This is a genomic window from Listeria grayi, from assembly GCF_900638015.1.
Classification (GTDB): Bacteria; Bacillota; Bacilli; order Lactobacillales; family Listeriaceae; genus Listeria; species Listeria grayi.
Window position 1 is genome coordinate 582,667 of the sequence record NZ_LR134483.1, and the last position, 20,087, is coordinate 602,753.

General features: G+C 42.5%; 19 protein-coding genes. 14 read left to right on the top strand and 5 right to left on the bottom strand.

Features of this window, described 5'->3' with window-relative positions; all coding sequences use genetic code 11:
• Nucleotides 1–43 precede the first annotated feature (43 nt).
• From EL241_RS02780 to EL241_RS02790, 3 genes are read left to right on the top strand one after another with little or no spacing between them, the layout of a single operon-like run.
• Nucleotides 44–1,477, top strand: coding sequence for a polysaccharide pyruvyl transferase family protein (locus tag EL241_RS02780; RefSeq protein WP_036103368.1), 1,434 nt, complete (start codon nt 44–46; stop codon nt 1,475–1,477).
• A gap of 15 nt (nt 1,478–1,492) precedes the next feature.
• Nucleotides 1,493–1,795, top strand: coding sequence for a rhodanese-like domain-containing protein (locus EL241_RS02785; RefSeq protein ID WP_036103366.1), 303 nt, complete (start codon nt 1,493–1,495; stop codon nt 1,793–1,795).
• Nucleotides 1,796–1,824: 29 nt separating this feature from the next.
• Nucleotides 1,825–2,418, top strand: coding sequence for a YdeI/OmpD-associated family protein (locus EL241_RS02790; protein WP_040486697.1), 594 nt, complete (start codon nt 1,825–1,827; stop codon nt 2,416–2,418).
• Between the two features lie 42 nt (nt 2,419–2,460).
• On the opposite strand, the gene EL241_RS02795 is transcribed toward EL241_RS02790, so the two are convergent.
• Together EL241_RS02795 and EL241_RS02800 are read right to left on the bottom strand one after the other, a co-directional pair.
• The gene (locus tag EL241_RS02795) at nt 2,461–3,354 is read right to left on the bottom strand and encodes a L,D-transpeptidase family protein (RefSeq protein WP_052009043.1); all 894 of its coding nucleotides are present in this window, start codon (nt 3,352–3,354) and stop codon (nt 2,461–2,463) included.
• Between the two features lie 114 nt (nt 3,355–3,468).
• Nucleotides 3,469–4,233 (bottom strand): MurR/RpiR family transcriptional regulator, encoded by a 765-nt coding sequence (locus EL241_RS02800; protein WP_036103363.1) that lies wholly within the window; start codon nt 4,231–4,233, stop codon nt 3,469–3,471.
• 204 nt (nt 4,234–4,437) lie between these two features.
• Here EL241_RS02800 and EL241_RS02805 point away from each other — a divergent pair, with 204 nt between their 5' ends.
• From EL241_RS02805 to EL241_RS02825, 5 genes are all read left to right on the top strand, one after another.
• Nucleotides 4,438–5,700: a PTS sugar transporter subunit IIC gene (locus tag EL241_RS02805; protein ID WP_036103362.1), complete on the top strand. Its 1,263-nt coding sequence runs from the start codon at nt 4,438–4,440 to the stop codon at nt 5,698–5,700.
• Between the two features lie 21 nt (nt 5,701–5,721).
• Nucleotides 5,722–6,567, top strand: coding sequence for a chitosanase (locus tag EL241_RS02810; RefSeq protein WP_126320333.1), 846 nt, complete (start codon nt 5,722–5,724; stop codon nt 6,565–6,567).
• A gap of 195 nt (nt 6,568–6,762) precedes the next feature.
• Nucleotides 6,763–7,914 carry an MFS transporter gene (locus EL241_RS02815; RefSeq protein ID WP_036103358.1) on the top strand — a complete coding sequence of 384 codons (1,152 nt, stop codon included), beginning with the start codon at nt 6,763–6,765 and terminating at the stop codon, nt 7,912–7,914.
• Between the two features lie 105 nt (nt 7,915–8,019).
• On the top strand, nt 8,020–8,754 hold the full coding sequence (locus EL241_RS02820; RefSeq protein WP_036103393.1) for a carbohydrate deacetylase: 735 nt from the start codon (nt 8,020–8,022) through the stop codon (nt 8,752–8,754).
• A 183-nt stretch (nt 8,755–8,937) separates the two neighbouring features.
• Nucleotides 8,938–9,570 carry a DUF5105 domain-containing protein gene (locus EL241_RS02825; protein ID WP_003757805.1) on the top strand — a complete coding sequence of 211 codons (633 nt, stop codon included), beginning with the start codon at nt 8,938–8,940 and terminating at the stop codon, nt 9,568–9,570.
• Between the two features lie 81 nt (nt 9,571–9,651).
• Here the strand turns inward: EL241_RS02825 and tatC are convergent, their stop codons facing one another.
• Nucleotides 9,652–10,368, bottom strand: a complete 717-nt coding sequence (gene tatC / locus EL241_RS02830; RefSeq protein ID WP_036103356.1) for a twin-arginine translocase subunit TatC — start codon at nt 10,366–10,368, stop codon at nt 9,652–9,654.
• Nucleotides 10,361–10,540 (bottom strand): sec-independent protein translocase protein TatAY, encoded by a 180-nt coding sequence (locus EL241_RS02835; protein WP_036103353.1) that lies wholly within the window; start codon nt 10,538–10,540, stop codon nt 10,361–10,363. The genes tatC and EL241_RS02835 overlap by 8 nt, the downstream gene beginning before the upstream one ends.
• A gap of 180 nt (nt 10,541–10,720) precedes the next feature.
• Here EL241_RS02835 and EL241_RS02840 point away from each other — a divergent pair, with 180 nt between their 5' ends.
• The 5 genes from EL241_RS02840 (at nt 10,721) to EL241_RS02860 (ending at nt 16,570) form a co-directional block, all read left to right on the top strand.
• Entirely contained in the window at nt 10,721–12,148 is a 1,428-nt protein-coding gene (locus EL241_RS02840) for an FTR1 family iron permease (protein WP_036103389.1), read from the top strand.
• Entirely contained in the window at nt 12,149–13,306 is a 1,158-nt protein-coding gene (efeO, locus tag EL241_RS02845) for an iron uptake system protein EfeO (RefSeq protein WP_126320334.1), read from the top strand.
• 19 nt (nt 13,307–13,325) lie between these two features.
• Nucleotides 13,326–14,591, top strand: coding sequence for an iron uptake transporter deferrochelatase/peroxidase subunit (gene efeB, locus EL241_RS02850; protein ID WP_126320335.1), 1,266 nt, complete (start codon nt 13,326–13,328; stop codon nt 14,589–14,591).
• Between the two features lie 128 nt (nt 14,592–14,719).
• Complete coding sequence (locus EL241_RS02855) at nt 14,720–15,661, top strand: DUF7916 family protein (RefSeq protein WP_036103348.1); 942 nt, start codon at nt 14,720–14,722, stop codon at nt 15,659–15,661.
• A 12-nt stretch (nt 15,662–15,673) separates the two neighbouring features.
• Nucleotides 15,674–16,570, top strand: coding sequence for an ROK family protein (locus EL241_RS02860; protein ID WP_036103345.1), 897 nt, complete (start codon nt 15,674–15,676; stop codon nt 16,568–16,570).
• Here the strand turns inward: EL241_RS02860 and EL241_RS02865 are convergent.
• A complete protein-coding gene (locus EL241_RS02865; RefSeq protein ID WP_036103341.1) occupies nt 16,565–17,734 on the bottom strand; it encodes a helix-turn-helix domain-containing protein in 1,170 nt (389 codons plus the stop codon). The genes EL241_RS02860 and EL241_RS02865 overlap by 6 nt on opposite strands.
• A 119-nt stretch (nt 17,735–17,853) precedes the next feature.
• Between EL241_RS02865 and EL241_RS02870 the strand changes: the two genes are divergently transcribed.
• Nucleotides 17,854–20,085 carry a glycoside hydrolase family 3 N-terminal domain-containing protein gene (locus EL241_RS02870; RefSeq protein ID WP_036103338.1) on the top strand — a complete coding sequence of 744 codons (2,232 nt, stop codon included), beginning with the start codon at nt 17,854–17,856 and terminating at the stop codon, nt 20,083–20,085.
• Nucleotides 20,086–20,087: the final 2 nt, after the last annotated feature.

Genomic DNA, 20,087 nt, shown 5'->3' on the forward strand with positions numbered 1-20,087 from the left:
CGCAATACAACATGAGAATTCAACTTAGAAAGGAAGTTTACAGGTGGCAAGATTATTAGTAAGATGCGGAATGATGCCGTATGAGCCGATCACCGCGATCGACATGCTGGCGAAAGATCGGATGGGTTCCAATAGTGGCAATTTGGTTTATCAGCATAGTGTGATCCGGACATTGCTGACGGAAGAAAATGAAATTTTTGCAGATGGGTACCTGATCGATCCAATGCAAGCAGAGCAGATCAATGCAGATTATGATGCTTACATACTTCCGCTGGCAGATGCTTTTCGCCATGATTTTCGGAAAAAGCTGCGGGACTATGCGGAGCTGTTCAACCGTTTAACGATTCCGGTCTATGTGATCGGTGTCGGATTGCGGGCACCCTATGAACCAAACTTAAAGGAAGGCTTTGCATTTGATGAAGACGTTAAAGCTTTTGTGTCAGCGGTTTTGAACAAATCGCAAATGATTGGGCTGCGCGGACAGATTACAGCGGATTATTTAACTAGATTAGGGTTTCAAGCAGAAACGGATCATACTGTGATCGGCTGCCCCTCCCTATATACCTTTGGTGACACGCTACGGATCAAACCATTGAAACTAGATTCGCAAGCAGCTATATCTGTAAACGCAAGTAATGTATCTTTCAAGCGGGCCGTAGATTTTTTAGAAAACATTACTCATACATATCCCAATCACTGCTTTGTACCGCAAGTATATCCGGAACTATCACTGACTTATTTAGGTGGCCCTTCCATTCGCGGAACAGCGCCTAACTATCCGCACCAAATCACTTCTGATTTGTATAAAAGTGGGAAGGTGAAATTCTTTTTGAATGCTGCTACTTGGTTTGAGTACATCAAACAGGCGGATCTTAGTATCGGCACGAGACTGCACGGTAATATCGTTGCAACGATCAATGGCACGCCAAATATTACGATCGTCCAAGATGCTCGAATGCGGGAATTGGCGGATTATCATCAGTTGACAGCCGTTTCTGTCCAAGAGGTCCATGCTGGAACTAAACTCACTGATTTAGTGGAGCAAGTGGATTTTCATTCAGCGGAAAATGTACACGCAGCACGATTTGCACATTTTATTGCGTTTTTAGATAAAAACAACATCAACCATATTTACCAAACAGATCACCAGCGGAAAACGGCGCCTTTAGATCAAATAGTCGTAAACACTTCCATGCCGGAAGCTGTAGAACCGATCACGGCGATTTCTGATGAAGCAAAACTCATTCGGCTGCAACAAGGGCTAGATGTCCAAAAGGAAAAAACGGACAATGAAAAACGGCAGTTACTAGAATTTTGGCAAGCTAAAACCGCAGTGCTGGAACAAACACGGAACGCCAATGGTCTGAGAAGCGTATTACCAGAAAGTTTGAAAAAACCGATTCGCCGTACGCGGAACATTGCGAGCCGAATCATTGGCAAATGGAAATCTCCTTTTGATATGATAGACAAGAATTAGAAGGGGGCAAGAGAGATGTATCCAACCATTACCAATGAAGAGCTGGAGGCCGCATTGGCGGAACAGCCGCAAATCGTATTAGATGTAAGAGAAACAGCCGATTTTGATGAGGCGCATATTGACGGTGCTGTGAATATCCCGATCAATGAACTGGCAGCCAAGTATGAACAGTTAGATAGAACAAAACCGATCTATGTGATTTGTTATTTAGGCGGGCGTTCGCAAATCGTTTCTGATTTTTTACAAACGCAAGGCTATCAAGTAACCAATGTTTCAGGGGGAATGAATAATTGGCAATCAGAAACCACTTCCTCGTGAGCAATCGAATCTAAATGGAGGTTTTCAAAATGGCGGAGAAAAAATGGAATCCTAAAGTGGATGAATATCTGAGTACGGTTCAAAATTGGCCGCAAGAAATGGAGCGTCTGCGTTCGATCCTGATTGATTGCAATGTTGAAGAGGAATTAAAATGGGGCAAGCCATGCTACACATTTGAAGGGAAAAACATCGCGATCATTCAGGGTTTCAAAGCCTACGCTGCACTTTTGTTTTTTAAAGGCGTTTTGCTGAAAGATCCAGACAGCATTTTGATCAAGACCGGTGAAAACACGGAGGTAGGACGGCAATTGCGGTTTACAGATGTCCAAACGATCAGTGATATGGAGCCGAGCATCCGGAGTTATATTGCAGAAGCGATCGAAATTGAAAAGGCTGGACTGAAACTGCCACCGAAAAAGCAAACCGAGATCGCTGTTCCAGAAGAACTGCAAGCCAAATTGGCCGAAGACCCTGCTTTTAAAACGGCCTTTGAGGGATTGACACCTGGCCGGCAGCGGGCTTATATCCGCCATTTTGCAGAAGCTAAACAAGCGAAGACCCGTATTGCCCGTATTGAGAAATATGCACCTAAGATCTTGGCTGGTAAGGGAATATTGGATTAAATAACATAAGAAAAGTATCCGGAAGCGCTCCGGATACTTTTTTTAATATTGTTTGACTTCACTTGCCTTATTCACATTAATGATATAAGCACCATTCAGTTTCTTCATTAGGTATTTCATGTCGTTTTTAGGAACTGCCACACAACCTAATGTATAGGTATACTTTTTATTATCGATATGCAGGAAGAAGGCGGAACCTTTTCCTTGCTTCACTGGATGCATATTATATTCAATGACCATCGCATATTGATATTGACTTGGATAACTTGCTAAATGTTCATCATTTTTGCTGTGGTATTTATTTTGCCAAGTATTGTATGTTTTTCCTTTGGTACCGCTCCAATAGGAATTAGATTTTATCTTGCGGAAAGGAACTTTGGTACCCGGATTGGATGTTCCGAATGCGAAGCCCAATTTATAGCTGCCTTTCGGTGTTTTTGTCGAACTTTCGGATGCCGTTCCGACGCCACCTTTACCAACGATTCCTTTCATCGTCCGGACTTTCTTCCATTTCTTTTTGCTATCTTTCTGCCATAAGATGACAGTCGCTTTAGTTGTATTGTTCGCTTGAACAGTCAAGATCTGTTTGGTTTTCTTAGCTGTTTTAGTTTTAGAAACAGTTGTGGCGCTGAGAGGAGCTGTTTTTGTCACTACTTTCGATGCTTTTGCGGAAACATAGCCGGTTTTGCTGCCGACTTTTATCTTATTGGCACCTTTGGCGTAGCCTTTGCCCTTTGTCCAGCTGATATAGGTGTAAGTTTGTCCATTTTTGGCCAGTTTCAGTCGTTTGGAATTTGGATTGGCCTTTTGATTGATATAAGTAGAACTATCTGTTATTTTAACTTGCTTGCTGGCCGCTTGCGCAGGTGATGATACGAGCAGCGCGCTGCCGACACTTAATAAAAGTATGAAAATCCCCAGTATGATTCGCTTCATATTTCTTTATCCCCCATCCTTTTTCGATTATGGGTTCATTATAGCATGAAAAAAAGCGGTTTCTTTTTGCGGTTTGGTTAAAAGCAGGTAACAATGCCATAAATTTGTTACACCTTATTCTGCTCCTTGCGGGCTCGTTTGGTTTTTATGGACCCGTCTGGCAAGTGTTTCAAGAATGTAAACGGCTGGGAGCTGGGATGTGATGTTGGCTTCTTGATACATTTCCTTATTCATATAATAAGAAAGATTGACATCGGAAATTTTGGCGATCGTGGAGTTGGAACTATTTGTGACGGAGATGATTTTAGAATGGTGCATTTTCAATTGATTGATATAGCTGATGATATCTTCATTTTCACCGGATACCGATAGAGCAAACAAGCAGATCTTTCCATCTAATCGTTCGGAAAGGTTATAGATCGGTAGGTTGAGCGGGTCTTCGATGTGGAGCGCTAGGGTAAATAAGGAAGAGAAAAACATGGCGCCATATTCTGCGATCGTACCGGAAGAACCGATGCCGGCGAATAAAACAAGGTCGACATCCTGCAAGTTCCCAACTGCTTTATCCAGTTGATTCTGAAAATCGGGCTGCGCGGTTCGTTTCAGAAATTCGATGTAGGTGAGTTCATCCGGAACTTCCACTGAAGTGGGATGGGCATTCATTTCTTTGGCAAATAGCTGCAGTCGTAATTTGAATTCCGAATAACCATCGCAATCGAACTTTTTGCAGAAGCGGAGAATGGTAGTGGTACTTACATGCGTCGCTTCTGCCAATTCACGGATACGCATATAAATGACTTTGTCCAAATTGGTGGTGATATAATTATAGATCTCTACGTCAATATCTTTTAAATCGACATGATAGGGTAAAAATAACATCGCAGTTCCTCCTCATAAACTATAAAACCAGTATAACACTAAAAAAAGTAAAAAAAACGACTTGTTTTAAAATGGTAACAAAATACTAGAATTGAAAATTTTAACCGTTTACAAAGAAAGCCTTTTCATAAAAATAAATGTAGGCTATACTTGCGACAGCATAACAAAAGACAGAAGTTTTTTATGAAAAAGGAGGAGTTTAATGTGAATGGATTTATGGATTTTATGCAAGACAAAATGATTCCACCGCTTACAAAAATCGGGAATCAGCGCCATTTATTAGCAGTCCGGAATGGTTTAGTCGTTACATTGCCGGCTATCATCGCCGGAAGTTTGTTTCTGATTATCGGAAATATCCCGATTCAAGCTTGGCTGAACTTTTTGAAACCATACGAAGGCATGATCAATGCCGCGGTTATCGGATCGTTCGGGATCATCTCGTTGCTTGCTGCAATGGGAATTGGCTATGAACTCAGCAAAAGCTACGGCTTAGATGCGATCTCAGGAGCAGCATTAGCATTAATGGCTTTTATCATTACCCAACTAACGAATAAATTTGAGTTAGCAACGAGCGGTTTTGATTCCTCAGGACTTTTTACTGCTATCATTGCTGGCATCGTGACCACGGAGATCTATCGGTTTTGTATCAAACGAAATTGGGTCATCCGCTTGCCACAAGGTGTTCCGCCGGCAGTAAGTAATTCGTTTATTTCTCTCGTTCCAGCAGTTTTGATTTTATTTTTATTCTGGGTAATTCGTGTCCCGCTTGGCTTTGACGTTACCGTATTTATCCAACATGTTTTCTCGCCATTATTATTTGCTTTAAACAGTCTGCCGGGAATCTTGATCTACACATTATTAGTAAGTTTGCTATGGTGTGCGGGCGTGCATGGCGATATGACACTGGAAGGAGTATCCGATCCGATCTTCATTCAGTTCATTACAGCTAATGCCCTTGCTTATGCGCATCACCAAAGCCTGCCATACATCACCGCTTCTGGATTCTCAAGCTTATTTGTAAACGTCGGCGGGACAGGAGCGACATTGACATTAGTGTTATTGATGCTTCGTTCTAAGAGCAAAACATATCGAGAACTCGGAAAAGTAGCATTCCCGGGCGCTTGTTTTGAGATCAACGAACCAGTTATTTTTGGTTTTCCGATCATTATGAATCCAATCATGATGATTCCATTTATCTTCATTCCACTTGTTTTAGCAACACTAACTTACTTATTGATGGCATTTGGCATCGTCGGCAGACCAGTTACCCTCGTACCTTGGACAATGCCGCCGATCATCGGTCCGCTTATGGCAACCGGCTGGGATTGGAAAGCAGGTGTTTGGTCAGCGATCGAGATCGTCATTGCGATCGTTTGTTATGCACCATTTTTCAAAATGGCGGAAAAACAAATGCTTGAGAAGGAAAAAAGCGACCAAGATATTGCAACGCAGTCTGTTAACGCTTAAATAATCGAAAAGAGGGATAGAATGGATAAAAGGTTAAAATTTTCGAGCATTATCGTCATCCTATCAATTATCGTTTCCGTTATTTGCTACTTTGTTTTCGGCGACCAGGAAACAGTAGCAGCCGCGAAAAAATCAGCTGTTTCCCTAAAAACTGCCGCTAAAAAAGAAATCGCGATGGAATTGGTTTCCAGTGCAGAGAATTCAAGCTTGAAATGGAAAAAACAATACGCCTATATTGAAGATATCAAAGACGGCCGCGGCTACACAGCTGGGATTATCGGTTTTTGTTCTGGAACTGGGGACATGCTACAGCTCGTCGAAAGTTATACAAAAATGAAACCGCAAAATGTGTTGAAAAAATATCTGCCTGCTTTGAAAAAAGTAAATGGTACAGCTTCTCACAAAGGACTTGGCAAAGCTTTTGAAAAAGACTGGAAAAAAGCTGCCAAAGATAAAACTTTTCAAAAAGCGCAGAACAATTTGCGTGATAAAGTTTACTTCGACCCAGCAGTGAAGCAAGCTAAAAAAGACGGCCTGCGCACATTAGGTCAGTTCGTCTATTATGACGCGATCGTGATGCACGGACCTGATGATGGTTCTGTTCCGCATCCGGAAAGTTTCTACGGCATTCGCGAAGCAGCGCTCAAACATGCAAAAACACCAGCTAAGGGCGGCAATGAAGCGAAATATCTGGAAGCCTTTTTCAAAGCACGCGTGAAAGTAATGCGGCTTGAAGCAGCTCACGAAGACATCAGCCGTGTGACTGCGCAACGCAAATTTTTAAAAGAAAAGAAATACAATCTGCAAACACCACTGAAATGGAAAATGTATGGAACACCTTTTGTGATCAAAAAAGAGCCAAAATAAAAATAGAGCACCGGAGCAAATAGCCCGGTGCTTATTTTAAGACAATTTGCCGCTACTTTTTCAGATCAAATCACATGCCACTAAACTAATAGATTTTTGATCATGGAATCTCACAAGACTATCTGAATCAAGCAGATTTCTTTCGCTTTCCAAAGCCGCATGATAGACTAATGGCTGCGAGAAAGGGGAGTTGTTATGAAAAAATATCCGCTGCCAATATGGATATTAGTCATCGGCGCATTTGCGATCGGGATGACAGAATTTGTAATTATGGGATTATTGACGGAGGTTGCTGCTGATTTAAACGTTTCCGTTTCCAAAGCAGGACAGCTGATCAGCATTTATGCACTAAGTGTCGCAGTTGGCGGCCCGATCATCGTGCTGCTGACATATCGCTTGAAGCGAAAAACGACATTGCTGCTGTTGATGCTTATTTTTATACTTGGAAATATCGTTGCAAGTGTTGCTGGAAATTACTCAGTGATGATGCTGAGCCGTGTGGTTACAGCGCTTGCGCATGGTTCTTTCTTTGGACTGGGAGCGATCATCGCGACTAGTTTAGTAGAACCAAAACGCCAAGCAAGCGCGATGGCCTTGATGTTTTCTGGCTTAGCTGTCAGTAATATTATCGGCGTACCATTTGGAACGATCATTGGTCAGCAATGGGGTTGGCGTGCTAGTTTTGCCATTATCGCCGTTATTGGAGTGATTGCTTTCTTGGGGATTCTTTTCTTTGTCCCAAACAAGAACACCCATCCGACTGGCTCAGTCCGAAAAGAACTGTCGATTTTAAAGACTGGAAAGCTGTGGATGTCGCTACTTATTTCGACATTCAGTTTCAGCAGTGTTTTCGCATTTTTCACCTACATCTCGCCAGTTTTACGAGAGGTAAGTGGGTATCACGACTTAGGTGTCGCTGTGATTCTGGTCATTTTCGGAGTTGGCGTAACGATCGGCAATCTTGTCGGTGGACGGCTTGCGGATTGGAATATGGATAAAGGGTTAATTATTATTATTTTAGCAATGATCGGCTGGTATATTATTTTATTCTTTATGCAATTCAGCTATTATTTGATTCCGTTTGGTGTCTTTATTTTTGGTATTATCGCTTTTTCAGTTGGACCAAGTCTACAATTCCGGACCATGCAGGTTTCTAAAGATGCGCCTACGCTAGCAAGTACATTAAATCAGTCAGCAATGAATGTCGGTAATGCGCTTGGGGCTTTCGTTGGTGGGATCATTGTCGCATTGTTGCCGATTCAGTGGCTCGTTTTGATCGCACCGCTTTTGACGCTGATCGGCTTCATTTTGCTACTGATCCAATTGAAACAAACAAAAGCAAACTAAGAAGCACCATGCCGCTCAAAGGTGGCATGGTGTGTTACGATGTACGAATACAGTGAAATCGATTACAATAGAATAGAAGAGATAGAATCGAAAGGAGCAACAGCCATGAAAATTATATTTAATGCAGATGATTATGGATTAACGAGAGGTACCGTTTATGGTATTTTAGACGCTTATAAAAAAGGAGTAGTTCGCTCAACGACGCTGATGGCAACGGGGGAAGCGTTTGACTTAGCGGTAGAGATCGCGAAAGAAAACCCTGGTTTAGATATCGGAGTCCACTTAGTAATGACTTCTGGAAAAGCGCTAACAAAAGGGCTGCAGTTTATTACAGACAATGAAGATAATTTCCTTCCACAAGAAAAGTTTCGGGCAGAATTCGACTTGGAAAAATGGGGAGCAGAGATCGAACGGGAATATACCGCTCAAATCGAGAAAGTATTAGCAACGGGAATTCCTGTCACCCATTTAGATGTACATCACAATATAGAAGAATTTGTGCACCCGATCGAAAACAAATTGGCTGAGAAATATGACCTTGCGATTCGCTCACACGAGAGCAATACCACTGCAAAAGTGAAAGAGCCGGGCACATTCAGCAACCGTTTTTACGGGGAGCATGCCACTTTAGAAACACTGCAGGAAGTAATCAATGAACACCGCGATACGGATAAAGTAGTAGAATTCATGTGTCACCCGGCATACTTCGATAACCGTCTGAAAAACATCACGAGCTACAATATGGAACGAGTAGAGGAACTGGAGTTGCTGACAAATCCAAGAATCATGGAATTTTTAAACCAAGGTGAAATAGAATTGGTTAATTTTAGAGAACTATAGGGTATAAAAAAACTAAGCACCCCATGCTTAGTTTTTTTATACAATTGTAATTAATTTTAATATTTGTATTGTGCATTGTGAAAAAATAAGGGATAATAGTAACGTTCATATTCTTTGGATATGAGATCAATTTAGCGCTTATCAAAATGGGGGATAGGTGTCAAAAAAATAGGGGGAATAAAAATGAAAAAGGTAAAATTGCTAGTTGCATTTGCATCGCTATCTATACTTTTGCTAGTTCTAGCAGCATGTGGTAACGATCGTGTAGAACCAAAGAAAGCGGCTGAGCAAACAGTCGAAGCAATGTTGTATGGTAAAAATACAGACAACATGGAAAAAATCTATGGTAAATCAAACGGAGATTTTGACACAGAATTTGAAAAATCTTTTATCGATGGCTTTAAATCACAATCCGGTGCAACTGGGGAAGAAGCTGATAAAGAAATCCGCAAATTCTATAAAGCTTTCCAAAAACGTAACCGTGAAGTAACATCTTTCACTACTAAAGTGACAGATAACGACAAAGAAAAACCAGTTGTGGAGATCAAAGCAAAAGGTCTTAACATGAAAGACGTTGCAACTAACCTTCAAAAAGCTGTCATGAAAGAAGCGCAAAAAGATCCTTCTATTGCGACTGACCGTGTGAAAATCATCAAATTATACACAAACGAAATCAAAAAAGCGAAAGCAGTGGATACTCCTGCTACAGTCGAAATGAAATTTGAAGTAAATAAAGATAACAAGAAATGGAAAATCGCAAACCAAAACGATTTTATCCAACAAATCGGTACAGCATTCGTTGCTGGCGGAATTTAACCGAGAGAACCCCGCTGCTTAAACAGGCAGCGGGTTTTTTTTGTGCCAAAAAATGCCTTGATCCTATCTACATGAGTAGGATCAAGGCATTTTAGAATACGTATAACTCGAAATAAGTACACCGATTTCATATAGAATAATCAATGGCAATGTGATCAATAAGTGTGACATCAATTCCGGTGGCGAAATCAAAGCAGCCAGAATAAGGAGAATAAAATAGGCATATTTCCTTACTTTACGCAGGAACTGTGGAGTAATGAGATGCAGCCTGGTCAAGAACATGATGACGACAGGTAATTGAAATAAAAATCCAAAGGCTGTTACCATTTTCAGTAAAAACTGAAGGTAAGTGGCGAGACCGATCGTATTTTCCACGGCAATGCGCGCTGAAAACTCAAACATAAAGGTGATGATAAATGGACAGATCACGAGGTAAGAAAAACCGGCTCCGATCAGAAACAAACAGAAGATAAGCGGAATATACCGCAATGTCATTTTCTGCTCCCGTGGATGCAGTCCAGGCTTTATGAACAGCCACAGCTGGAGCAGCACGATCGGAAGTGCCAGTATAAAACCAATCACAAAAGCGATATCCATATAAATCTGAAAGGCATCGGTTACTTTAAAAATGTGAAAGGTGATGGCTTTAGGCAGATTGTCATGCTGCAGAAATACGAGGACTGGCCGTGCAAATAAGAGACCAATCAAAAATGTGCCGAAAAGGCTGAGGATACAAATGATCAACCGGGCGCGCAGTTCTCGAATATGGCCTCCGAGCGGCATTTCTTCTTCAGTCATTCTTGTCGGTAGGCTCTTTTTTATTTGTGTCGTCAATCAACCCTTTAGTGGCGTTTTTGAATTCTCTTAACGTATCACCGGCAGCTTTTCCAAGTTCCGGCAACTTTTTCGGACCAAAAATGACGAGAGCGGCACCAACGATGAAAATTATACTTCCAGGACCAATAGCCAATTTTACCCACTCCTTAATTGAAAATGATTATCATTATCGTGATAATTTTATGCTACTTTAGGTAGGATGTCAATACGTTTAAAAAAGATTGACAATTTTCTAAAAAGAGCATATGATATTGATAATCATTATCAATTAAAGGAGGCTAATACTTTGAGAAAGCAGAGAGCAACTGGGTTTATGCTCTTGTTGATGACTGTTTGCCTGCTGCTTTTCTCGGCACCGGTCCAAGCGAGTGAATCCTCGCCGACTACTAAAGAAGTCAGCACAAGCCTTACTGCTATCAGCAAAGATGTGAAGGCCAAACAGTTTGAAAAAGCTGAAGAACGTTTCATGCAAGTCAAACGCTGGTGGAGTCAGAATAAACAGAAAGTCAAACAAAAGTCCTATGAACTGGCAGGAGATATCGATCATGGCATTGCCGAAGTATCGCTAACACTTTTGAACCAAGAACAGAAGAAAGCTCTCGCCGCGACGGACCAATTAAGGATCTTTATCCAAAATTACGAAAGCGGTGCCTTTACGGACAACAATGGAAAGACGACCATTACACTGCAGACATACATAGTAAAGCTGAAACAAACGCAAGCACTTGTGCAGAAAAAGCAATACCCAGAAGCAAGCATCCAAATTCAGGATCTGACAACACAATGGCTTTCGGTAGAAGGAGAAGTAGTCAGTCAATCGCAGGCTGCGTATGATAATGCGGAACGCGATCTGATGCTTTTGGGTGCTGCTATCAATAATCCAGAGCAGCAAGCATCGACAGGTAAAATCTTAAATCGAATGATCATCAGCTTGGAACCACTTGCCGATGTTTCCTATACATGGTTCGATGCAGCACTGATCCCGTTTCGAGAAGGGTTGGAGGCGCTGCTTATCATCGCTACCTTACTGACGTTCACCAAACGGACAAAATCACGCTCCGCTAGCCGCTGGGTAGTTGGTGGAACAGTCGCCGGATTGCTGGCAAGTCTCGGATTAGGATTGATTGTGGCCTTCTGGCTTTCGACCGTTGCATTCGGGAACAATAACAATCTGATCAACGGCTGGGCAGGCTTGATCGCCAGTATCATGATGCTGTATGTCAGTTATTGGCTGCACCGCAATTCGGACATCAAAAAATGGAACACTTTTTTGCAAACTAAAAGTGAACAAGCGATTTCAGGTGGAAAGATGATCTCCTTCGCCGTGCTGGCATTTTTAGCAATTCTTCGTGAGGGATTAGAAACAGTCGTTTTTTTGATCGGAATGGCTGGTCGGATGACGATGGAAGAATTGATACTGGGAATCGTTGTCGGTCTTGGCGTGCTGGTATTGATCGCCTTTTTCATCTTGAAATTCAGTAATTATCTGCCAATGAAGCCATTTTTCATGGCTTCCAGCGCAGTGGTCTTTTATCTCTGCTTCAAATTCATGGGTTCCGGGATACACAGCTTGCAACTGGCGGGCGTAGTGCCATCGATTGTACAGGATTACCTGCCTTCCGTTCCGGCACTGAGCATTTATCCATCTTGGTATAGCTTTTTACCGCAACTAGTACTCGTTATTTTTGGAGTTAGCACAATGATTTATATGCAAATACACAAACGAAAGGGAGTTAAGTAAATGAAAAAATGGAGGGTCATTTTTCTAACCGTTTTTACCGCCGTATTATTAGTCGCGTGTGGCAATCAAACCAGCAGCAAAGAGGAAACAAAGAAAGAGCCAGCAAAGGAAAGTAAACAAGCAAACGCTGTGAAAAAAGAAGTAGCAAACATGCAAAAAGAACTAAAAGAAGTTACCGCCGCAGCTGAAAAGGAAGACAAAGGTAATTTCCAAGCGACTGCCAATACGATGCACAAACATTGGCTAGCATTTGAAAATAACGTTCGTGATCTTTATCCGCTACAATACACAGATGTGGAAAAATATGAAACACCGATCTTCTATGCATCTAAAAACTCGAAACCAGATTATAACGAAGTGAAAACGAATACGACTGGCTTAGACAAAGCACTAGATGTCCTTTCCAAAGCTAAAGAAAACAAAGCGAAATCTTCAGAAGTACTGAAACAAGCTGTGAAAAAATACCAAGCTTACGTGGTTGATCAAACCGATCAATTTGTGACTGCTACTGAAACTTTCGCCAAAGCAGTCAAATCCGGTGATATCGAAAAAGCCAAAGCAGCATATTCAGCGCCGCGGGTCTATTATGAACGCATTGAACCGATCGCAGAAAGCTTCGGCGATCTTGATCCTAAATTAGATGCACGTATCAACGACGTAGATAATGAGAAAGATTGGACGGGTTACCATGTCATTGAGCGCGCCCTTTGGGAGAAAAAATCGTTGGCCGGTATGGATAAATATGCCGATCAATTAGTCAAAGATGCTAAATCCCTTCAAAAAGAAGTCGCAAAACTAAAATTGGAACCAAAACCAATGGTGGCGGGAGCAATGGAATTATTAAACGAAGCAGCAACAACCAAGATCACCGGGGAAGAAGAAGCCTATTCACACACTGACCTAGTGGACTTGAATGCCAACGTAGAAGGTTCAAAAGTAGTTTACCAAGCAATCGTTCCTGCACTTACGGCCCAAGATAAAAAACTAGCAGATGATATCGATGCGGCATTCAATAAAATGGAAGACACGCTTGCAGCCTATCGTGAAGGCGACAGCTTTGTGAATTATAAAAAGCTTTCTAAAAAGCAGATCCGTGAAATCAGCAATGAATTAAGTCACTTATCCGAATTGATGGCAAAAACAGGGAAAATCTTTTAAAAATTGGAGTTTGAGGTAGATGAAAAACACGAACGATCAAGACAAGTCAAATCAAATACCTGATAAGAAAGGCATGACAAGGCGTGAAATGCTGAAGCTATCTGCAGTTGCAGGAACCGGCATCGCGATCGGCGCAAGCGGGATTGGTACATTTCTCTCAATGGCAGATCATACCTATCAAGCCGTGAACAAAAACAAAAAGAAAATCGATGCGGTTGATTTTTATGGGAAGCATCAAGCAGGAATCATCACATCGCAGCAAACATATGGTTACTTGGCGAGCTTTGATATCGAAGTTTCTAGCAGAAAAAAGGTCATAGATCTTTTCCAAACATGGACTCGTTTCGCCGATTTGACTTCGCAAGGCGGGCATTTGCAAAATGATGATAACGATATGCTGCCACCTGCGGATACTGGCGAAGCACTCGGATTAGGCGCTGCCAAGCTGACCTTTACGATCGGCTACGGTCCGACCTTCTTTGAAAAAGACGGCAAAGACCGCTTTGGCATCAAGCATAAACGTCCACATTATTTAAAACAGATCCCACATATGGCGCACGACAGTTTGAAGGAGGAATATTGTGATGGTGATATCTGTGTACAAGTTTGCGCAGACGATCAGCAAGTTGCCTTCCACGGTATCCGTAACTTTATCCGTCTGGCCTCGGGGATAGCAACGATCCGCTGGCTGGAAGAAGGGTTCCTGCGGGCGCCGAAAGAAGTAACCCCGCGCAATCTGTTTGGCTTTAAAGATGGTACGGCCAATCAAGATCATGCGACGAAATCCGGCTTTCAAAAAGTAGTTTGGGCAGAAAAAAGCGAACCAGAATGGATGCAAGGCGGCAGCTATCTTGGTTATCGAAAGATCCAAATGCTCTTAGAAATCTGGGATCGTTCTTCCTTGATGGATCAAGAAGACACATTCGGTCGTAAAAAACACAGTGGAGCAGCCTACGGTAAAAAAGGAGAATTCGATAAAGTCGATCCTAAAAAACTACCAACGGATTCACATGTTCGTCTAGCAAAAGAAACCAACCAACAAATGCAGCGACGCGCTTATTCCTACACAGCCGGCGTAGACAATCGAACCGGTAATTTAGATGCCGGCCTGCTGTTCATCTGTTTTACGCAAAACCCCGACAAACAATTTTTGCCAATGCTGAAAATCATGGGGAAAATGGATAAACTCAATGAATATACGATCCCGATCGGCAGTGCACTCTTTGCCTGTCAAGGCGGACTTGAGCCGGGAGAATATTTTGGTGAAAAGATTTTTCGTGATTAAACCTCTCTTTTAGAGAGGTTTTTTTATGCGATCAAGTTACGATTTTTTGATATATATCATAAAAATCTTATATATAAGTGTATGCGCTTTCTATATAATGGACACATCACACAGAAAGAAGGGATAACATGGTAAAACGATTAATGAGCTGTCAAACAAGTGACTTTGAAAAAATGACAGCGGAAGATTTAAAACAAGCAGTAAAAGCAAATGATGGGAGAACGATTTTAGCAGAATGCTTAGGCGCGATCTCTTCTCCATATTCCCGCTCCCTAACAAACGCAGAAGTTGCAAAGTCAGTCGGCGCGGATCTAATCTTGCTTAACGGCTTCAATGCGTTTCGCCCACTCATCATGGGTCTTCCCGGTGTTACGCTCAATGAAGTATTGATTGACCGCTCTTATACCAAATACGAAGCCCCGTTGAAAAAACTCAAAGAATTAGTCGGTCGTCCGATCGGTGTAAACTTGGAACCAATCGACTCGGAAGCCGCCATGAATAATGAACGTAACCAAGTATCATTAGGACAAACCTGTACCAAGGAAACGCTCGAAAAAGCGGAAGCTGCGGGTGCAGACTTTATCTGTTTGACAGGTAATCCTGGTTCTGGCGTGACAACGAAATCGATCGCTGCATCGATCCGTATCAGCAAGCAGCATTTCTCCGGTTTGATATTTGCCGGAAAAATGCACAGTTCGGGATCAGCAGAACCAGTGGTAACGCAAGCGGCTGTAGAAGCTTATGCCGAAGCAGGAGTAGATGTGCTGCTCTTACCGTCGATCGGCACAGTTCCAGGGTTTTCAGAAGAGGATATGAAGCAAGCAGTCGATTATGCCAAGGCAAAGGGAATCTTGACAATGAGTACGATTGGCACGAGTCAAGAAACGTCTTCCAATAATGTTATTGAACAAATTGCCCTGAAAAATAAAATCGCTGGAGTGGATATCCAACATATTGGCGATGCGGGAATGTTTGGTTCAGCCCCAGTAGAAGCGATCTTCGCTCTATCTTCGGCGATTCGTGGGAAGAAACATACTATTAATATGATCGCAAGGTCGATCAAACGTTAGGAGTGTTGCGAAATGTCGTATTATGTTGGAATTGATATCGGTGGAACATATGTGAAATACGGCGTCATTGATAATCAGGGAAAGCTCGTCGAAAGTGGGAAAATACCTACTCGATATGAGTCGGAAGCGCTACTCACAGACTTGAAAAAAATCACAAAGACATATCAGCAGACTTACTCGATCATCGGCGTCGGGGTCAGCACCCCGGGAATCATCAACGACGAGGGATATATGCAGACAGCAGGAGCAATCAAAGGCTTTATCGGTATTCAGTTAGCAGATCTGCTTAGCACCGAATTAGGTTTGCCTGTCCATGTAGAATCAGACGGAAAAGCAGCAGCTGCAGCAGAAAAATGGATCGGGAATGCCAGACATGAAGCAAATTTTGTTTGTCTGACGCTTGGAACTGCTGTGGGCGGAGCAATCTATATCAATCATCAATTATATCGCGGTCTGGGAGGATTAGCCGGAGAATTTGGGTTAAGCCTAGTCGGACGCAGCAAATCGTATAAGGAAGAAGCAGCAGCAAGATACAGCGGAGTCGTTGCTGGTCTATGCCGTAATTATAGTATAAAAGTGCAGGAACGTGTTCTAGAAGCGGAAGAGATCTTTCGCCGCCGAGATAACGGTGATAAAATCGCGGCTGACTGCATTGCAGAATTTTATCATGATGTAGCGCTCTTAGTGGTCAATGTAGCGGTAACTGTAGCTCCGGATGTGATCCTGATCGGTGGCGGAATCAGCGCAAATGAAGCAGTGATCGAAGCGATCCAATCTGCATATCAAGAGATCTGTCAGTCATATTCGACCCTGGGCTTGATCCAAATGCCGCGCCTACTACCATGTTCCCTTCATAATCATGCTGGCATGATCGGCGCGGTTTACCTGTTGAAACAAGCACACTCATAAATACTGGAAGTGCTGCATCCGAAATTGTTTTGGTGTTAAAGTAGTCGCTTTTTTGAAATGCTGGGTAAAATGGCTTTGACTCGCAAAGCAGAGCAGCGTACTAATTTCTTGATAACTATGATCGGTGAATAGCAGTAGCTCTTTCGCTTCTTCTGTTTTTCTCGCTAAAATATAATGCTTGATCGTTTCACCGACTTCCTGCTTGAATTGATGCGATAAATAAGCCGGCGTCCGATTAGTGACTATCGCTAATTCCTGCAGCGTGATTTTTTCGTATAGATGCGCATCGATATAGGAGATCGTCTGATTGATAAAGCCAGAATAATTAGCATAAGGTTGACCGTGGATCAGATCCATAAATTCAAATGTCGCATAGTGCATATACGAAGCACATTCTGCCGGCGTGCGAATATAATCAAGTCCGCGTATCAAAGAATCCGAAAGACTGAATGCGGAATCCAGCGGAACGCCGCAATCGATTGCGGTCCGCGTCACTAGAGTCACAAGCGATGAAAATTTCAACCGTAGTCCTTCCAAGTCATTTACAGATAAATGGACGACATAGGTATCGCTCGCTTTTTTAAAGAGCCATTCAATTTTATCACGTTTATTGCGCTTGATATAATCGATAAAACGTAATTCAAACTGATAAGAATCACGAGTTGCCTCTTGGCTGCGACGGTCAAAAAGAAAATCCTTCCACAATTTTTTCGGCTGCGTCTGCTGTGGATCAGCGGCAATATGTGAAATCGAAATATCTTTTTCCGTTAAAGAAGCATCCATAGTGAGCTGATAAATCATTTGTACAAATTCCAAAAATTCTTTTTCCGATTCTGTTGCCAAATATTTGGTCAATAGCAGTCGCTTTCCATGAAACTCGATAATGGATTCACTCATATCACCGAGGACCAGCGTTGGACCGATCAAGATATAAAACTGCTGACCGGCAAAACGATATGGAAAAGTAGCATGAAGAAATTTATAGTTATTGGTGAGGACCATTTTGGCTCCGTTGGGGATCTGTCTATCTAAAAAAGGCCGTAGTAACTCAGTAAAAGTCGTTTTCTGGAAAAGCGGATTAGCCGCTTCATCAAAGATTTGAATCGGGATATGGGTTCGTTTATAAAGGGTTTTATAAATATTAGTCAATCGTTCTAAATCCATGGTTACCTCCGAATATTCGTTTTTTGACACAAATAGAAAAAATTTGATATAAAGCTAGTTTCTTTCACTATATAATAAAACCAGTTAAAAATAAAGCGCTTACTTTTAGGAGGGATCCTGTGAAAAAAGAGAAATTAGAAGCACTTTTCCAAACATTGACATTAGAAGAAAAAATCGGGCAGGTCGTACAAGTCAGTGGGAATGTATATATGGAGGATAAGCAAACAATTGATACAGGGCCACTGCAGGATATCGGCTTTCATTCAGACTTTCGATTAGATTTGATCGGTTCGGTCTACAATGTAAATGATTGGCGGCAGATCAAAAAGATCCAAACAGAATATTTGCATAAGCATCCCAAAAAGATTCCGCTGCTGATCATGGCAGATGTGATCTATGGTTTCCGAACGATCAACCCGATCCCCTTAGCCCAAGCCGGTTCATTCGATTTTGAACTGATCCAAAAGGGTGCCACAGAAACAGCGAAAGAGTCTTATCGCAACGGCTTGCATGTGCTTTTCTCGCCAATGCTCGATCTGGTACGTGATCCGCGATGGGGACGCGTGATGGAATCACCTGGCGAAGATGTTTACGTGGCATCCCAATATGCGAACAGCATAGTCACCGGCTATCAAGGCGAGTTAAACGAAGAAAAAACCATTGAGGAAGACCATGTCGCAGCAGGGATCAAACATTTTGCAGCATATGGCGCTCCTGAAGCAGGGAGAGAGTATAATTCAGTGGACATGTCGCTACTGAAATTACGGCAAACCTATCTGCCACCGTATGAAGCAGCTTTAAAGGCAAATGCCAAGCTAGTAATGACAGCATTCAATCTGCTGAATGGCATTCCCGCTACAGCAAATAAATTTCTAAATCGAAAGATCCTTCGAGAAGAAAACAATTTCGATGGTGTTTTGATCTCTGATTTTGCTGCCATCGAAGAACTCGTCGACCACGGCTATGCGAAAGATAAGCAAACGGCGGCGCAAAAAGCGTTAGAAGCCGGTGTGGATATCGACATGATGACAAGCTGTTATGCCAATGAGCTGCAGTCGCTGATCAAATCCGATCAATTACCAATGGAATTATTGGATGAAGCGGTTCGACGGGTTTTAGTATTAAAAAATGAACTAGGCCTATTTGAAAATCCATATCGTGGTTTGGAAGCAGAAACTGCGGGTGAGATCTTGACCGCTGCTGCCAAACAAACGGCGATAGAATTAGTAGAAAAAAGCAGTGTCCTATTAAAAAACGACCAGCAGCTGCCACTTGGAAAGTCTGAAAAACTAGCGGTGATCGGCCCATATGGCACATCAAAATTGACATTGGGATTTTGGGCTTCGGTCACTGGCAGTCCGCTTGACACGATCTCCTTAGCAGAAGGTCTGCAGCAGCATTTTCCAAACCAGCAGCTGCTCTTATCCAAGGGCTACAATCTCTTTGATGATTATGAAGCTTTCGGCCCGCTAAAAGAGGCTGTCATACAGCTCAATGGACCAATCGAAACTGAAAACAAACTTGTACAGGAAGCGGTTGAAAAGGCAAAACAAGCAGATAAAATTTTATTTACGTTTGGTGAAAACTTCATGGAGAGCGGGGAAGGCGCCTCAAGAGCGCATTTGGACCTGCCGGAAAAACAACTGCATCTGTTGCGGGAACTTAAAAAAACAGGAAAACCGATCGTAGGTATTTTATATACAGGTCGTCCACTTGTGCTAACGGAAGTAGCGCCGCTATTCGACAGTCTCTTGCTCGTCTGGTACCCGGGAACGATGGGCGGGATCGGTATCAGCAATCTTCTTACAGGGAAAGCAAATCCATCCGGACGTTTGGCGATGACCTTTCCACGTGCAGAAGGACAGATCCCGATTTATTATGCCCATCACTCAACAGGTCGTCCAATGGGAACAAGCAATCAGCAGCCGCGCTTTACTTCCCGCTATACCGATGAAGCAAACGAGCCACTATATCCATTTGGCTATGGCCTGTCCTATAGTAGCTTCCAAATAACTACTGACAGTGCTGCGGTTCACTGCCGAGCTGGTGGTACATTTAGCTTTAAGCTGGCTATCCAGAATACCAGCCAAGTAGACGGCGAAGAAGTGATCCAATTTTATATCCAAGCAGCTGCATCTGAGATTGTCCGTCCTGTTCAAGAACTGGTCGGGAGTAAACGAATTTTTGTCCGTGCCAAGAGCGTAGAAGAAGTAGAAATAGAAGTGGATAGTAATTCACTAGGGTATGTAAATAAATCAGGAGAACACGTGTTAGAAAAAGGGAGCTATCGCTATTTGATCGCGACAAGCTCAGATAATGTCCATAAAAGTATTTCCATCGTGATAGAATAAAG

Excerpts from the sequence above, each read along its gene's own strand:
- EL241_RS02800 (WP_036103363.1), bottom strand. The coding sequence starts at position 4,233 with ATGTTATTTTTACCCTATCATGTCGATTTAAAAGATATTGACGTAGAG.
- EL241_RS02840 (WP_036103389.1), top strand. The coding sequence starts at position 10,721 with ATGCTCTTGTTGATGACTGTTTGCCTGCTGCTTTTCTCGGCACCGGTC.
- EL241_RS02785 (WP_036103366.1), top strand. The coding sequence starts at position 1,493 with ATGTATCCAACCATTACCAATGAAGAGCTGGAGGCCGCATTGGCGGAA.
- EL241_RS02860 (WP_036103345.1), top strand. The coding sequence starts at position 15,674 with ATGTCGTATTATGTTGGAATTGATATCGGTGGAACATATGTGAAATAC.
- EL241_RS02795 (WP_052009043.1), bottom strand. The coding sequence starts at position 3,354 with ATGAAGCGAATCATACTGGGGATTTTCATACTTTTATTAAGTGTCGGC.
- EL241_RS02790 (WP_040486697.1), top strand. The coding sequence starts at position 1,825 with ATGGCGGAGAAAAAATGGAATCCTAAAGTGGATGAATATCTGAGTACG.
- EL241_RS02815 (WP_036103358.1), top strand. The coding sequence starts at position 6,763 with ATGAAAAAATATCCGCTGCCAATATGGATATTAGTCATCGGCGCATTT.
- EL241_RS02825 (WP_003757805.1), top strand. The coding sequence starts at position 8,938 with ATGAAAAAGGTAAAATTGCTAGTTGCATTTGCATCGCTATCTATACTT.
- tatC (WP_036103356.1), bottom strand. The coding sequence starts at position 10,368 with ATGACTGAAGAAGAAATGCCGCTCGGAGGCCATATTCGAGAACTGCGC.
- efeO (WP_126320334.1), top strand. The coding sequence starts at position 12,149 with ATGAAAAAATGGAGGGTCATTTTTCTAACCGTTTTTACCGCCGTATTA.
- EL241_RS02865 (WP_036103341.1), bottom strand. The coding sequence starts at position 17,734 with ATGGATTTAGAACGATTGACTAATATTTATAAAACCCTTTATAAACGA.
- efeB (WP_126320335.1), top strand. The coding sequence starts at position 13,326 with ATGAAAAACACGAACGATCAAGACAAGTCAAATCAAATACCTGATAAG.
- EL241_RS02820 (WP_036103393.1), top strand. The coding sequence starts at position 8,020 with ATGAAAATTATATTTAATGCAGATGATTATGGATTAACGAGAGGTACC.
- EL241_RS02855 (WP_036103348.1), top strand. The coding sequence starts at position 14,720 with ATGGTAAAACGATTAATGAGCTGTCAAACAAGTGACTTTGAAAAAATG.
- EL241_RS02810 (WP_126320333.1), top strand. The coding sequence starts at position 5,722 with ATGGATAAAAGGTTAAAATTTTCGAGCATTATCGTCATCCTATCAATT.